The following is a 13,857-nucleotide window of genomic DNA, read 5'->3' on the forward strand; positions in this document are numbered from 1 at the left end:
ACGACACCTGCGACCTGGCTGGTGCGAGGGCACTAGGACAATGATGCGCACTCACACCCGGATGACGACAACAGCGGTTCTCCTCGCGGCGGCAATCTGTTTGCTCCCCGGTTGCGTCAGCTTTGGGCCTTCGGGCCAGGAGCGCGCCGACCAGCTTGCCGCGCAGCTCGAGTCCCAGGATCTCGGCATCAGTGAGGTGACTGCGGATTACACAGCGTCGATCTCGAGCACGATGATCGTGCGCATCACCCTGGACCCCTCAATTGCGGAATCCAGAAGTGTGTCTCAGGATGCTCTTCGGCCAATCCTCACAACCATCGGCCGCGGCACGGACGAAATGCGCCTGGGATCCATGGATTTATACGCGAGAGACCCGGAGGGTCAGGACGTATCGCTCGCTGCAGCAGCAAGCGAGCTCGGTCTCACGGACGCGGTGCACGGGACGTCTCTCACCTTGCTGCAATCTGATTTGCGGGCCATCAGGGGATGGTAATTCCTGCATTGCCGCCATGGCGGCGGACGATTTCGGCATTGCCGAGGCTGTCCGCGGGGATTCGCTCTCCCTCATCGGTGAACGCCTCGACACTCTTGCAAAGCGGTGAGCGGCGCGTGCTCCCTTCTAGCCGAAGCTGGCGGCATGGCCGCAGGCGGAGGGTGAGCGCGGGGACCGTGGCCTGTGCCGTGATCCTGTGCCTATCAGCGTGTGTCAGTGGACCGAGCGCGGAACAGAAGGTGGACCAGCTGTCCGCGGCGCTCCCGTCCGCCGAAGGAGGCATACGCAGCGCGGACGTGGCCAGAACGCCCTCCTCCGCGGGGAGCCTGACGGTGACGGTGACGGTGACGGCCGACGGCCTCGACCCTGCAGGCCGCGAGGTGAGAACCGACACCCTGGAGCGCATTCTCGAGGTGACGGCCGACAACGCGGCGGACATGCGGGTGACCACCCTCCACCTCTACGCCGACGACGAAGAGGGCTCCGATGTCTCGTTCACCGACGCGGCGGCGGATCTGAGGCTGCAGAAGTCCCTCAACGGCGATTCGTTGACGCTTGTGGCGGAGGAGTGGACCTCTTTCGCCGAAGGGTAGGCGGACGCGGCCATCGCACCCGGCGAAGGCAGGTCCAACGGCATCCGGGATCTGTCGGAAACGCCCCGCACTGGGGCCGGTCGTTCAGTGGGGCGCCGGCAGGCGGGGCACCCAGCAGCGCACCCCGCGGGCGTAGGCACGATAGTCGTCGCCGAATGCGGCGGCGAGATCCGCCTCCTCGTGCGGGCGGATGGCGTAGTTCCACACCAGCGAACCGGTCAGCGCGTACGCCACGACCATCCACGACGACAGCAGCATCCCGACTCCCACGCCCTGGGCGATCCCGGCCATCGCCATGGGGTTGCGCACGAACCGATACGGACCGGCGACGACGAGACGATTGGGCATCGCCGAGGGCAGAGGGGTGCCGTCGCCCTTCGTCGTGAGCGACGCCGCCGACCATACGCCGAGGGCGCTCGCGGCGAGCACGAGCACGGCGCCCGCGACGACGACCCCGGGAGGAAGGTCGAGCGCCACCCGCCATCGCAGCTCCAGAGCCCGGATGACCACGGGCAGCACGACGAGGAAAAGGCCCCAGAACACCACGATCTGCGCGGCGGTCGCCACGATGTGCGCCGTCGGCGTGCGGCGCGGACGAGCCGGGCGGAAGGCGAAGGGACCCACCAGCAGCCACGCGGTCGGCACGCGCCCCCACGTCAGCACGCACCAGGCGAGGACCGAACTCGCGGTCGCGGCGACCATCAGGACCACTCCCGCCCCGGCCAGCGTCGACACGGTGGCGTAGAGCCCCAGCATGACCGTCACGATCAGCGTCCACACCGACGCGATCGTCGCGGATGCGCGCGCCGCGCGGAGCGGGAGTGCTGCGGCGAGGGCGGAGGCGACGACGAACAGCGGGATGTCGAGGACGGCGACCACGACTGGATCGAGCTCGCCCAGCGTCGCCTCGCGGACCGGCTCCGCGACGAAGACGGCGACCCACCAGGCGGCGCCGCCCGCCGCCTGCAGCGCGAAGTACGCGCGTGCGAGCCGTTCCCCGCCGGGCGTGACCATCGGTCGGACGATCAGTGGACCCGAGGCTTCGCCGGCTTGCCGTCAGCGGTGATCTGCGGGTGGTGCTTGGTCAACTGGACCACGCCCCACGTCGCGATCGCGCCGGCGATGACGAAGCCGATGAGCGCCCACGCGGGGGCCGTCGACGCCTCGCCGAGAACCAGCAGGCCGATCAGCACCGCGACGATCGGGTCGATCACGGTGAGCCCGGCGATGACGAGGTCGGGCGGGCCGACCGAGTACGCGGTCTGCACGAAGTACGCGCCCACCGCGACCGCCGCCAGCAGCGCCACCAGGCACAGCAGCGTCAGCCACTCGAAGTTGCCCGCCTGGGCGCGGCTGATGACGACCTTCGCCAGGGTCGCGACGAAGCCGTAGATGACGCCCGCGGCCATGATGTAGAACAGCGCCTGTGCGCGACGGCGGACGAGGACCCAGAACACGCCGAACACGATCACGACCGCGACCAGGATGCCGAGGATGATCAGCAGTTCGCGTTCGGTGACGACGTGCTCGGTGGCGAAGAACGCCGCGATCGTGACGAACACCAGGATGCCGCCCACGCACAAACCGATAGCGACGAGCGACTGCCGCGTCGGCCTGTGCCGCGAGACCCGGGCGTTCAGCACGGTCGTGATGACCAGGGCGATGGCGCCCAGCGGCTGCACGAGGATGAGCGGAGCCACTGACAGCGCCGACAGCTGGCACACGATCGCCAGACCCAGCATGATCGTGCCCGCGACCCACGACGGGCGGGTGAGCAGCGACGTCAGCTGCGAGCGCGAGAGGCCGCCGGTGGTCTTGCCGCCCGAAAGGCGTTCGACCTTCTGCACGCCGCGGTGCTGATACTGCGCGCCGAACGACATGAACACGGCACCGAGCAGTGCCAGCGGGATGCCGAGCAGGATGCGCGGGTCGCGGAAGACGCCAACGAGCTGGTCGATTCCGTCGCTGAGGGTGGCATCGAGCGGAGTCACCCCTCGACGATAACCGCACGGCTGCTGGATAGGCTGGAGGCGTGGCCGTACTCCCGATCCGCATCATGGGCGATCCCGTGCTGCACGCCCCCGCCGCCCGTGTCGATGAGATCACCGACGAGGTGCGTCAGCTCGTCGCCGACATGTTCGAGACGATGGATGCCGCCCCCGGCGTCGGTCTCGCCGCCCCCCAGGTGGGTGTGGGGCTGCGCATCTTCACGTACACCTACGAGGACGACGAGGGTCAGCCGTGGCGCGGCGTCGTCCTCAACCCTGAGCTGTGGATCCGCCCGGTCGAGCCGGGCTACCCCGACCCCGACGAAGAGAGCGAGGGGTGCCTGTCCTTCCCCGGCGAGCGTTTTCCGCTGCGTCGTTCCGAGGCGGCGCTGCTCACCGGCACCGACCTCGACGGTCACGCGGTGCGCATCGAGGTGACGGGGTGGCGCGCGCGCATCCTGCAGCACGAGTTCGACCACCTCGACGGCGTGCTGTACGTCGACCGTCTGGACGACGAGGACGCGCGGGTCGTCGCCAAGATCGCGAAGAAGCGCAAGTGGGGCAAGCCCGGAGCCTCGTGGATGCCGGGGGTCGACGATACCGACGCGTGAGCGTCGTCACGGGTGCGGCGCCGGGGCGCGGCATCCGGAACCGTTCCGGCTCAGCCCTCGATGATGTTGGGGGTGAAGCGGCAGTAGTAGTCGGTGATGGGTCCGTCGGACTCGCGGATGCCGACCCCGTACGCCTCGTCGTCGACGATCCAGGACCCCAGGACGGGGTGGTTGCTCCCCCGCGCGCCGAGGAAGTCGGGCAGCTCGTGGTACTGCTGCCAGACGCGTTCGCGTCCGAGTCCCTCGCGGCGGTACTCCTGCCCGTTCGAGGTGACCGTGCCGTCGGCGCGGTGGACGCGGATGCCGTCGCCCTCGCGGCCGAAGACGGGCTTGACGACGAAGTCGTTCATGCCGTTCGGCCCGTCGGCGTAGGCCGGCAGCAGGTTGGGGTGCCCGGGGTACAGGCGCCACAGGGCGACGAGCAGGAGTTTGTTGGACAGCAGCATCTTCCACGCCGGCTCGTACCAGTGGCCGAAGAGTCCGCGGCCGGCGATGAGCAGCGCGCCGAACTCCTGGTCGCCGGTGACCCTGTCCTCTCCCGAGACGAGGTCCTCCCAGGGGTAGAGCTTGAAGAGGTTGCGGATGACGGGGAACTGCGTGCCGGGTTCGTCGCCGGGCAGGGCGGCGATGCTGCGGGACGAGCCCCACGGCTCGGGGACGCCCACGAATTGACGGGCCCCGTGGTGCCAACCGATGTCCTTCATCTCGATGCCGGTGTGCTCCCACCCGGCCTCGGCGGCGAGGTCGCGCATGTAGGCGACGGTGTCCCAGTCCTCGCCGTAGGTGTCGGCATCCGAGTGGGCCACGAACAACCGCCCGCCCTCGCCCTCGTTCAGCGAGCGGTGCAGCAGGGCGCGCCACCGGGCCACCAGGGCCTCGTGCAGGCCGTTCCACTGGTCGGTGCCGGCCGGCACGGCACCGCTCGCGATACGGTCCTGCAGCCACATCCACTGCGTCACCGACGCCTCGATGAGACCGGTGGGGGTGTCGGCGTTGTACTCGAGCATCTTGGCCGGTGAGCCGTCTCCGGCGTAGGCCAGGTCGAAGCGCGCGTAGACGTCGGGTTCGGCCTGCTCGAGCGACCACTGCGCGAACTCGAACGCCCGCGGGGGCAGTCCGAGGGTGCCGAGTTCGCCCGTGGCGAGGTATCGCGCCGCTTCGCGACTCATGCGGTGCAGCTCTTCGGTCTCGCGCTCGAGCTGCTCGACCTCGGGCAGGGTGAAGACGTAGGCGGCGCCGTCGTTCCAGTACTCCACCGCCGAGCCGTCGTCGCGAACGGAACGCGAGTAGATCAGACCCGACTGCTTGATCGTGCGCTCCCAGTCGGGGCGCGGGTCCATCTCGATCCGGTGCATCAGCCGCCGAAGCCTCCGCCCGAACCCGACCCGCCGAAGCCGCCGCGCGACACGCTGTCGCCGCTGCTCGAGATGCCCTTCGCCGCGGTGCGACCGGACGGCAGCGTGTCGGTTCCACCCGATACGGGCTGACCGACGGCGGGGACCGTCCGGCTGCTCGTACCCAGGGGGAGGAAGTACCACCCGGCTCCCCCGCCGTGGTTGTTGCAGTCGTCGTCGGGCAGACGCTTCTCGGTGGCGTTGTCGCGGCAGATCTGCGCGTAGTCCTCGGAGACGTTCGTCCCCTGCCCGCAGCCGGTGAGCGTCGCGGCGAGCGCGGCGACCACGCCGACGGTGACGGTGCGGGAGGCGCGGCGGCGCGCGTGCGGATGCATGGGGGTTCTCCTCGGGGATGCCGGTTCGTCGGCTCCTCGGCGATGCTCTCACACCCCGGTGGCCGCGGGCGTCGGGAGCCGGTCCGCGTCGGGTCAGCGCGCGAAGGCGTGAAGGCCAAGGTCGTCGCTGAGGGCCTCGCTCGCGACGCGTCCCCGGACGCTCGTGCCCTGCTCGTCCAGCGGCGGGCTGACGACCGCAGCGCCGAGGCGTCCCCGCGCGGCCAGGACGATACCGCCCGAAACGCTCGACTTGGCCGGGACGCCGACCGCCCGCATCCACCGCCCCGATCCGTCGTACATCCCGCAGGTCGCCATGACCGACACGACGTCGCGGGCGACGCGCTCGGGGACCACGCGGACGCCCGTCCGGGGGTTGACCCCGCCCCCCGCGAGGGTGGCCCCCATGACCGCGAGGGTCTCGGCATCCACCAGGGTGGCGCAGGCCCGTGCGTAGACGGCGACGGCGTCGTCGGCCGAGGCCCTGAGCTGCCCCTCGGCGCGCAGCAGGTGCGCGAGCGCGTGGTTGCGGTCGCCGAGCAGATGCTCGTCATGGGCGACCTCGTCGTCGACGTCGAGATCGCGTCCGGCGAAGGCCGAGAGGCCGGCGGCGATCCGGTCCATCCGCTGTCGGGGACCGGCGCCCTCCACGAGCGACGCGGTGACGATGGCGCCGGCGTTGACCATGGGGTTCGGGGGGCGCCCGGTGCCGCTCTCGAGCACGATCGCGTCGAAGGACTCCCCCGTGGGCTCGATGCCGACCCGGTCGAGGGCCGCGCCGTCGGTGTCCAGCAGTGCGAGGGCGAACAGGAACGGTTTGACCGCCGACTGCACGCTCACGGGCACGTCGGACTCGGTGCTGCCGAGCACGGTGCCGTCCGGCAAAGCGATCGCGATCGCGCAGAGGTCGGGGTCGGCGGCGGCGAGCGCGGGGATGCTGTCGTCGACCCGGCCGTCCCGGTGGTGCCGCACGCGTTCGCGCAGCTCCTCGACGTCGTAGCGGGAGGGATCGGGGTGCGGGGGCGCCGCGTGCGGGGTCACCCGCTCAGCCTGTCAGGAATCTCGGCGGGTCCACCGGCGATTGCGTCTTCCGGCGCTCGGTCCGACGCTTCGGTGCGATGGCGTGACACCGCCGGAGCGGTGTCGCCGACCGGTGGGCATTATGCGCGTCGGGCGCTTCGGTCGCCACCCCGGTCCGGCGCGCACCGCCGCGCCGTACTGTTCTGACAGAGGGGTGGCCGCTCGGCATCCCTCCCGCTGCTCGCCCCCGGCGGCGCCTGTTCCCCCGAGGACCCGATGAGCCACGCTCCCGACCTGCCGATGCCTCGCACGGGCGACATCCTCGGCGGGCGCTACATCCTGCGCGAGCGTATCGGTGCCGGTGGCAGGGGCCGTGTCTTCCGCGCCCGCGACGAGGTGCTCGCGCGGGATGTGGCGATCAAGGTGTTCCCGGTCGGCGGCGCGGATGAACCCGCGTCGACCCGGCGGATGTCCGAGGCGCGCGATCTGGCGGTCCTGGATCACCCCTCGCTCGTCACCCTCTACGACGCGCGTCTGGGTGCCGGCGATCACGTCTACCTCGTGATGGAACTGGTCGACGGCCCCTCGCTGCGCCGACGCCTCGACGAGGCCCCGGTCCCGGCTCGTGAGGTGGCGGCCCTGCTGGGCGATCTGGCCGGTGCCCTCGCCGTCGTCCACGCCGCCGGCATCGTGCATCGTGATGTGAAACCGTCGAACGTGCTGCTGCGTCCCGTCCGCGGTCGCGATGTGCCGTTCGAGGCGGTGCTCGTCGACTTCGGCGTGGCGCACCTCGTCGACGCGGCACAGTCGACCCCGCCGGGCCCGGTCGTCGGAACGGCCGCCTCTCTCGCTCCCGAGCAGCTGCGCGGCGAGCCGCCCCGTCCGGCCTCCGACGTCTACGCGCTCGGCCGGCTCGCCCTCGAGGCGCTCACGCGACGGCCCTCGTTCGGGGCCGACTCGCCACGGGAGGGGGTGCCGTCGCGTCCGGCCCGCCGACCCGAGGTTCCCGCCGACCTCGGCGACGGATGGCGGTCGCTGTTGACGGCGATGACCGCGCCCGATCCCGATGCCCGCCCGTCGGCCTCCGAGGTCGCCCGGAGGGCGTCGACCCTCGTCCCGGGCTCCGAGGAGCTCGAAACCCGCCCGCTGCGGACGACCCCCTGGGCGGACGACCGGGTCCGGGCGCGCGTCGCGGTGTCCGCCCCGACGCCGGGCGGGGCAGCGGTGGTCGGCGGTTCGCCCGCACAGCCCCCGGTGACGACCCCGGAAGAGGGCGGCGCGGGTCGCGGCGTCGCGGAACCCGGCGGCTCGCGAGGCGAGACGACAAGAGCCGCCGCATCCGTCTCGCGCGCGGGAAAATCGCGGCGCAGGACTCTGCGCGGCCGCCGCGTCATCTGGGCGACCGCGGCTTCGGCCGCCGTTGTGGTGGTCGGCGGTCACCTGCTGGCGTTCTCGTTGGGCGCGGCGGGGGGCGCGACCACGGACCGCCCGCCCCTCCCCGCGTCGAGCCCGTCGCCGGCCCTCGCCGAGCGTTCCACGCCCGCCCCGGCTCCGACGTCCGCCGTGGCGCCGGTCTCGTCGACGGATGCCGATCCCGCCCCGTCTCCGCGGGGTCGGGTCGACGAGGGGCCCGTGCCCTCGACGCCGGCGGCGCCCACTCTGTCCGCGCGCGCCACGCCCCCGGTCGGCGAACCGCAGCCCGCATCGGGCCGCCCGTCCGATCCCGCGGTCGACGTCACCCCCGGACCCACTCCTGTCGTCGAACCCTCGATCACCCCGTCTCCGACGCCGGATACCGATGCCGATCCCGACCCCGATCCCCGTCCGGACGACGGAGTGCTCCCGGGTGAGGGCGGGTCGGCCCCGGAGCCGACGATGCCGGGGGCCATCCGCGGCGAGGGGCCGGTGCTGCGGCCGGGGACGAGCGCGAGCGGACGCTGATCGGTCCGGGCGCGGGCACGGACGGCCGCGACCACGTCGCGTCCCGGCGGACGGCCTCGACACCGCGCTTCATCCGACAACGACGAAGGCCCGTCTCGAACGAGACGGGCCTTCTGCGGCTCCCCGGCTTGGACTCGAACCAAGAACCTATCGGTTAACAGCCGATTGCTCTGCCAATTGAGCTACCGAGGATCATGCTCACCTCGCGGCGGGCAACCCCACGATACTAACAGGATGCGCGCGTCACGAAGAAATCAGGGCGCCGAAAGGCGACGCTCGGGCGTGCCGTCGGGCGTCCACTGCACCGCACGATCGCCGTGGCCGAGTCCGATGGCGTGCCCCGCGTGCAGCACGAGTACATCGGCATCCAACTCCCGTGCCGCGTCGGCGTCGTTCGTGACGATGAGCGCGGCCATCCCCCGCTCGTCACGTCGGCGGGTCAGGGCCGCTCTCGCCGCGGCCCGCACCTCGAGGTCGAGATTGGCATAGAGGTCGTCGGCGACGAGCAGGCGCGGCTCGAGCACGAGCGCGCGCGCCAGCGCGACGCGCTGCCGCATACCGGCGCTGAGCTCGTAGGGGTACTTCGGAGCCGTGCCCAGCGGCAGTTCCATCTCGTCGAGCAGCGTGGCGACCCGCACCGCGAGCGCACGCGGGTTGACCTTGCGATCGCGGCTGGTGATGGGCTCCGAGATCACATCGTGCACGGTCAGGCGCGACGGCAGCGACGCGCCGGCCCCCTGCGGCAGGTAGCCCGTGTGGAACAGCCATTCGCGTCGGGCGCGGCCCGGGCGCCGTGCCGAGATGCCGTGCACCCGTGCATCGCCGCCGACCACGGTCAGACCGTCATCGGGATGACCGGCCAGCAGCGACACCAGCGAGGTCTTGCCCGACCCGGTCGCCCCGCGGACCACCAGGGTCCGTCCCGCCGGGAGCGTGACGGTGATCCCGTCGATGACCCGCACGCCGTTGCGGGCGAGCGAGAGGTCGTCGGTGCGGAGGGCGACGTCGGTGTCGAGGGGCCGGGGCATTCCCTCATCCTCACCCACCGCGCGCTCTCGCACCAGTCGACCGGGCTCAGCTGACGACGAGACGCTGGCGGTCGGCATCCAGTTCGCGCAGCCGCAGGCGCAGTCGGCGCCCCTCTTCGCTCTCGGGCGGAACCCGCTGGATGCCGCGCAGCAATTCGTCCTTCTCACGTTGCAGTTCGCGCACGAGCAGGCCGCGGGCGAGATCGTTCGCCGAGGCGACGGCGCCCTCTTCGGTACGCGCGGGGAACTCGGCCGTCAGCAGCTCGGCCGCCAACGATCGGAAGGGCTCGCGCACCGCCTCGACGGCGGTCACCGCCCAGCCGGCCTGCGACAGGTCGGTCGCGGCCAGGGCACTGCGCACCGCCTCGAGGGCCGGATGGCCGAACGGCGTCTGCAGGGCCCGCAGGAAGATGTCGGGGTCGATGCGGTGCCCGTACTGCAGGAAGGCCATCATCGCCCCCCGCTCGAGCGCCACGTCGCGGTTGTGGGGAAGGGATGCCATGGTGACCGATACGGCGATCGGGGCCGGCTCGGCCGAGCGCTGGGCCTCGCGCCTCTCGGCGCGGTCGGCGCCGCGCGCGGCGCGCTCGACGGCGGACTGCACCTCGGGGATGTCGAGCCCGAGGCGCCGCGCGAGCACCCGGACGTAGCCGGGTCGCAGGGCAGGGTCGCGGATGTCGGCGACGATGGGCGCGGCCGCGTGCAGTGCGCCGGCGCGACCTTCGACACTGGACAGGTTGAAGTCCTTCAGCCGCTGGTCGATGACGAACTCGAACATCGGGGCCTTGGCATCCATCAGCGCCCGGACGGCGCCGTCGCCGCGCTGCAGCCGCAGGTCGCAGGGGTCGAGGCCCTCGGGGGCGACGGCGACATAGGTCTGGGCGGCGAAGCGCTTCTCGTCGGCGAAGGCGCGCAGGGCCGCCTTCTGCCCCGCCGCGTCGGGGTCGAAGGTGAAGACGACCTCTCCCGAGGCACTGTCGTCGCCCATCACGCGACGCAGGACCGTGATGTGATCGCTGCCGAAAGCCGTGCCGCACGACGCGATCGCCGTGGTGATCCCCGCCAGGTGGCACGCCATGACGTCGGTGTACCCCTCGACCACGACGACGCGGTGCGAGCGTGAGATGTCGCGCTTGGCCAGATCGAGTCCGTAGAGCACCTGCGTCTTCTTGTAGAGCGGCGTCTCGGGGGTGTTGAGGTACTTGGGGCCCTGGTCGTCGTCGTAGAGCTTGCGCGCGCCGAAGCCGATGACCTGCCCGGTGATGTCGCGGATGGGCCACACCAGGCGACCGCGGAAACGGTCGTAGACGCCGCGCTGGCCCTGGGAGACCAGCCCGGACTGCAGCAGCTCCTCTCGCGAGAACTTCTGCGCGGTCAGGTGGTCGAGCAGGTGCGACCACCCTTTGGGGGCGTATCCGACGCCGAAGTGCGCCGCCGCCCCGGCGTCGAATCCCCGATCGCCCAGGAAGCGCCGGCCCGTCTCGGCCTCGGGGGTCATCAGCTGCGCGCGGAAGAACTCGGCGGCGGCGGCGTTCGCAGCGTACAGGCGCGAACGTCCCGACGTCTCGGGAGCTGCTCCCCCGTCCTCATAGTGCAGGGTGTAGCCCACCCGCGCCGCCATGCGCTCCACCGCCTCGGTGAACGAGACGTGGTCCATCGCGCGCAGGAACGAGTACACGTCTCCGGATTCCCCGCAGCCGAAGCAGTGGTAGTACCCGACCTGCGGCCGCACGTTGAAGCTCGGGCTGCGCTCGTCGTGGAAGGGGCACAGTCCCTTCATCGACCCCACGCCGGCGGGTTTCAGCGCGACGCGCTCACCGATGACGTCGGCGATGTTCACCCGGGCCTTGACCTCGTCGACGTCGGCCTGACGGATGCGTCCCGCCATCAGGCATCCGCCCCGCGCGACGACCGCGCCCCGGGAGCCCAGACGCCGAGCTCGGCGGCATCCACCTCGCCGACCAGACGACCGTGCCAGGCGATGGCGAGTTGGTCGGTGAGGCTGGCGACCTGGTCGACCACGACGCGGCGACGCGCGGTGTCATCGACGGCGGCGGCGAAATCGGGGCCGTGCAGGTCATCGAGCGCTCCCGGGTTCTCCCACAGGGCGGATGCCAACCGCTTCAGCACGTGCCGCTGCTCGCGGTAGAGCACCTTGCGGCCGTCGATCGACACCACCGTCGCGCCGATGATGCCCTTCAGCACCGCCATCTCGACCTCGACCTCGGCCGGGACGATCACGTGGGCGCGATAGCGCGTGAGCGCGTCGGCGGGATGTGCCTCTCGGGTCGCGGCCGTGGCGGCGCGGGCGAAGCGACCGATCAGGTCGGACGTGAGGTTCTTCAGTCGGGCGAGAGCGGGTCGCGTGCCGTCGAAGGAGTGGATCCACTCGGGCATCGCCATGAGCCGCTCGAGACCGGCGGCGAGGTCGTCGCGCACGAAGTCGTAGCCGACCCAGCGCTGGATCGCGTCGAGCAGCCCCTCACGACCGACGCGGGAGGCGAGGCGGGCCGGATCGACGTAGCGGTTGACCACCGCGTCCTCGAAGTCGTGCACCGAGTAGGCGATGTCGTCCGAGAGGTCCATGACCTCCGCCTCGATGCAGCGCTGGCGGGCCGGGGCTTCCCCGCGCATCCAGTGGAAGACCGGCTCGTCGTCGGGGTACACGCCGAACTTCAGGCGGCCGCCCGGATCGGGGACCGGCTCGTCGACGGTCCACGGGTACTTGCACGTGGCGTCCAGGCTCGCGCGGGTGAGATTGAGCCCGAACGGAGCACCGTCGGCTCCGAAGGTCTTCGGCTCGAGACGCGTGAGGATGCGCAGCGTCTGCGCGTTGCCCTCGAACCCGCCGATGTCGTCCGCCCACTCGTTGAGCGCCCGTTCCCCGTTGTGCCCAAACGGCGGGTGACCCAGGTCGTGGCTCAGGCACGCGGTGTCGACGACGTCCGGCGACAGCTGCAACGCGGTCGCGAGCTCGCGTCCGACCTGCGCGACCTCGAGGGAGTGCGTCAGACGGTTGCGGGCGAAGTCGGCGGGGCTGGCCGGGCTGAGCACCTGCGTCTTGGCCGCCAGGCGACGCAGGGCGGCCGAGTGCAGCACACGGGCGCGGTCGCGCGCGAAATCGTCGCGCTGGGAACGGTGGCGCTCGACGTGGAAACGGCCGGCGTCCTCGTCGTCGTAGCCGGCCGGGCGGGCGGCCGACGCCGACGCCTCACCCACCACTGTGGTGCAGCTCCGCGTCGGCGAGGGCACGACCGGCGTCGTGGCCGATCTCGCGGGAGTCGAGCCAGCCGTCGGGCAGCGCCGGGCGCTTGGGCGTGCCGGCGCGGCCGCGCTGACCCTCGGCGGCAGCGCCGGGATAGGGGGCCTCCAGCTCCATGGTGGCCAGGAGCTCGTCGATCTCGTCGAGCGTCGAGGCGGTCGCGAGGCTCGCCCGCAGCTCGCCGCCGACCGGATACCCCTTGAAGTACCAGGCGACGTGCTTGCGGATGTCACGGCATCCGCGGCCCTCGTCGTCGAAGAACTCCACGAGCAGCTCGGCGTGCCGGCGGAAGGCGCGCGCCACGAAACCGAGCGTGGCGTCGACGGGCTCGCCATGGGCGGCACCCGGGCCGCCGAGCGCACGCGCCAGGTCGCCGAAGAGCCACGGGCGCCCGAGACAGCCGCGACCGACGACGACGCCGTCGCAGCCGGTCTCGTCCATCATGCGGACGGCGTCGTCGGCCGACCAGATGTCGCCGTTGCCGAGCACCGGCACACTCGTGACGGTCTCTTTCAGCTTCGTGATCGCGGCCCAGTCGGCGTGGCCCGAGTAGAACTCGCCCGCCGTCCGGGCGTGCAGGGCGATGGATGCCACCCCCGCCCCCTCGGCGATGCGACCGGCCTCGAGGTAGGTCAGGTGATCGGCGTCGATGCCCTTGCGCATCTTGATCGTCAGGGGCTTGTCGCCCGCGGCGTTCACGGCGCGTTCCACGATCTCGCGGAACAACGACGTCTTCCACGGCAGGGCCGCGCCGCCGCCGCGCCGGGTCACTTTGGGGACCGGGCAACCGAAGTTGAGGTCGATGTGGTCGGCGTGGTCTTCGTCGACGATCATCTGCACGGCCGCCTCGACGGTCGCGGGGTCGACGCCGTAGAGCTGGATCGAGCGCGGGGTCTCGGACTCGTGATGCCGGATCAACCGCATCGTGGTGTCGTTTCGCTCCACCAGAGCACGTGTCGTGATCATCTCGCTCACGTAGAGTCCGGCACCGTATTCGCGACACAGCCGTCGGAACGCCGTGTTCGTGATGCCGGCCATGGGGGCGAGCACGACGGGAGCGTCGAGTTCGATGTTGCCGATGCGGAGCGTCCGCGCCGGAGCCGTTGCCGTGTTCACTGTCTCATTCTCCCAGACGGTCGTACGCGGCGGTGCCCGCCATCGACGGATCGAGGACGGGCACCGGGTGTGCAGGAGA

General features: G+C 71.4%; 13 protein-coding genes and 1 tRNA gene. 4 read left to right on the forward strand and 10 right to left on the reverse strand.

Annotation, left to right across the window (positions count from 1 at the left end):
• The first annotated feature begins 43 nt into the window (after nucleotides 1–43).
• Together ACIPVB_RS12690 and ACIPVB_RS12695 are read left to right on the forward strand one after the other, a co-directional pair.
• Entirely contained in the window at nucleotides 44–493 is a 450-nt protein-coding gene (locus tag ACIPVB_RS12690; RefSeq protein ID WP_400369352.1) for a hypothetical protein, read from the forward strand.
• A 239-nt stretch (nucleotides 494–732) separates the two neighbouring features.
• A complete protein-coding gene (locus ACIPVB_RS12695) occupies nucleotides 733–1,086 on the forward strand; it encodes a hypothetical protein (RefSeq protein ID WP_400369353.1) in 354 nt (117 codons plus the stop codon).
• 84 nt (nucleotides 1,087–1,170) lie between these two features.
• Here ACIPVB_RS12695 and ACIPVB_RS12700 read toward each other — a convergent pair whose 3' ends face one another.
• Together ACIPVB_RS12700 and ACIPVB_RS12705 are read right to left on the reverse strand one after the other, a co-directional pair.
• A complete protein-coding gene (locus ACIPVB_RS12700) occupies nucleotides 1,171–2,100 on the reverse strand; it encodes a methyltransferase family protein (protein ID WP_400369354.1) in 930 nt (309 codons plus the stop codon).
• An 11-nt stretch (nucleotides 2,101–2,111) separates the two neighbouring features.
• On the reverse strand, nucleotides 2,112–3,077 hold the full coding sequence (locus tag ACIPVB_RS12705) for a DMT family transporter (RefSeq protein ID WP_400369355.1): 966 nt from the start codon (nucleotides 3,075–3,077) through the stop codon (nucleotides 2,112–2,114).
• A 41-nt stretch (nucleotides 3,078–3,118) separates the two neighbouring features.
• On the opposite strand from ACIPVB_RS12705, the gene def reads away from it, so the two are divergent.
• The gene (gene def / locus ACIPVB_RS12710) at nucleotides 3,119–3,685 is read left to right on the forward strand and encodes a peptide deformylase (RefSeq protein WP_400369356.1); all 567 of its coding nucleotides are present in this window, start codon (nucleotides 3,119–3,121) and stop codon (nucleotides 3,683–3,685) included.
• Between the two features lie 50 nt (nucleotides 3,686–3,735).
• On the opposite strand, the gene ACIPVB_RS12715 is transcribed toward def, so the two are convergent.
• From ACIPVB_RS12715 to glsA, 3 genes are all read right to left on the reverse strand, one after another.
• Complete coding sequence (locus ACIPVB_RS12715) at nucleotides 3,736–5,040, reverse strand: glutathionylspermidine synthase family protein (RefSeq protein ID WP_400369357.1); 1,305 nt, start codon at nucleotides 5,038–5,040, stop codon at nucleotides 3,736–3,738.
• Complete coding sequence (locus tag ACIPVB_RS12720) at nucleotides 5,040–5,414, reverse strand: tRNA-dihydrouridine synthase (protein WP_108320536.1); 375 nt, start codon at nucleotides 5,412–5,414, stop codon at nucleotides 5,040–5,042. Before ACIPVB_RS12720 ends, ACIPVB_RS12715 begins: the two co-directional genes overlap by 1 nt.
• 93 nt (nucleotides 5,415–5,507) lie before the next feature.
• Complete coding sequence (gene glsA, locus ACIPVB_RS12725; RefSeq protein ID WP_400369359.1) at nucleotides 5,508–6,452, reverse strand: glutaminase A; 945 nt, start codon at nucleotides 6,450–6,452, stop codon at nucleotides 5,508–5,510.
• 255 nt (nucleotides 6,453–6,707) lie between these two features.
• On the opposite strand from glsA, the gene ACIPVB_RS12730 reads away from it, so the two are divergent.
• The gene (locus tag ACIPVB_RS12730; protein WP_400369360.1) at nucleotides 6,708–8,372 is read left to right on the forward strand and encodes a protein kinase; all 1,665 of its coding nucleotides are present in this window, start codon (nucleotides 6,708–6,710) and stop codon (nucleotides 8,370–8,372) included.
• A gap of 119 nt (nucleotides 8,373–8,491) precedes the next feature.
• On the opposite strand, the gene ACIPVB_RS12735 is transcribed toward ACIPVB_RS12730, so the two are convergent.
• The 5 genes from ACIPVB_RS12735 to dusB form a co-directional block, all read right to left on the reverse strand.
• Nucleotides 8,492–8,564 (reverse strand) — tRNA-Asn (locus ACIPVB_RS12735).
• A gap of 62 nt (nucleotides 8,565–8,626) precedes the next feature.
• Entirely contained in the window at nucleotides 8,627–9,400 is a 774-nt protein-coding gene (locus ACIPVB_RS12740) for an ATP-binding cassette domain-containing protein (RefSeq protein ID WP_400369361.1), read from the reverse strand.
• A gap of 46 nt (nucleotides 9,401–9,446) precedes the next feature.
• Entirely contained in the window at nucleotides 9,447–11,288 is a 1,842-nt protein-coding gene (gene dnaG / locus ACIPVB_RS12745) for a DNA primase (RefSeq protein ID WP_400369362.1), read from the reverse strand.
• Entirely contained in the window at nucleotides 11,288–12,619 is a 1,332-nt protein-coding gene (locus ACIPVB_RS12750; RefSeq protein WP_400369363.1) for a deoxyguanosinetriphosphate triphosphohydrolase, read from the reverse strand. The genes dnaG and ACIPVB_RS12750 overlap by 1 nt, the downstream gene beginning before the upstream one ends.
• Nucleotides 12,612–13,778 (reverse strand): tRNA dihydrouridine synthase DusB, encoded by a 1,167-nt coding sequence (dusB, locus tag ACIPVB_RS12755; RefSeq protein WP_400369365.1) that lies wholly within the window; start codon nucleotides 13,776–13,778, stop codon nucleotides 12,612–12,614. Before dusB ends, ACIPVB_RS12750 begins: the two co-directional genes overlap by 8 nt.
• Between the last annotated feature and the right edge of the window lie 79 nt (nucleotides 13,779–13,857).

The sequence above is a fragment of the Microbacterium sp. NPDC090007 genome (assembly GCF_044748345.1).
Classification (GTDB): domain Bacteria; phylum Actinomycetota; class Actinomycetes; order Actinomycetales; family Microbacteriaceae; genus Microbacterium.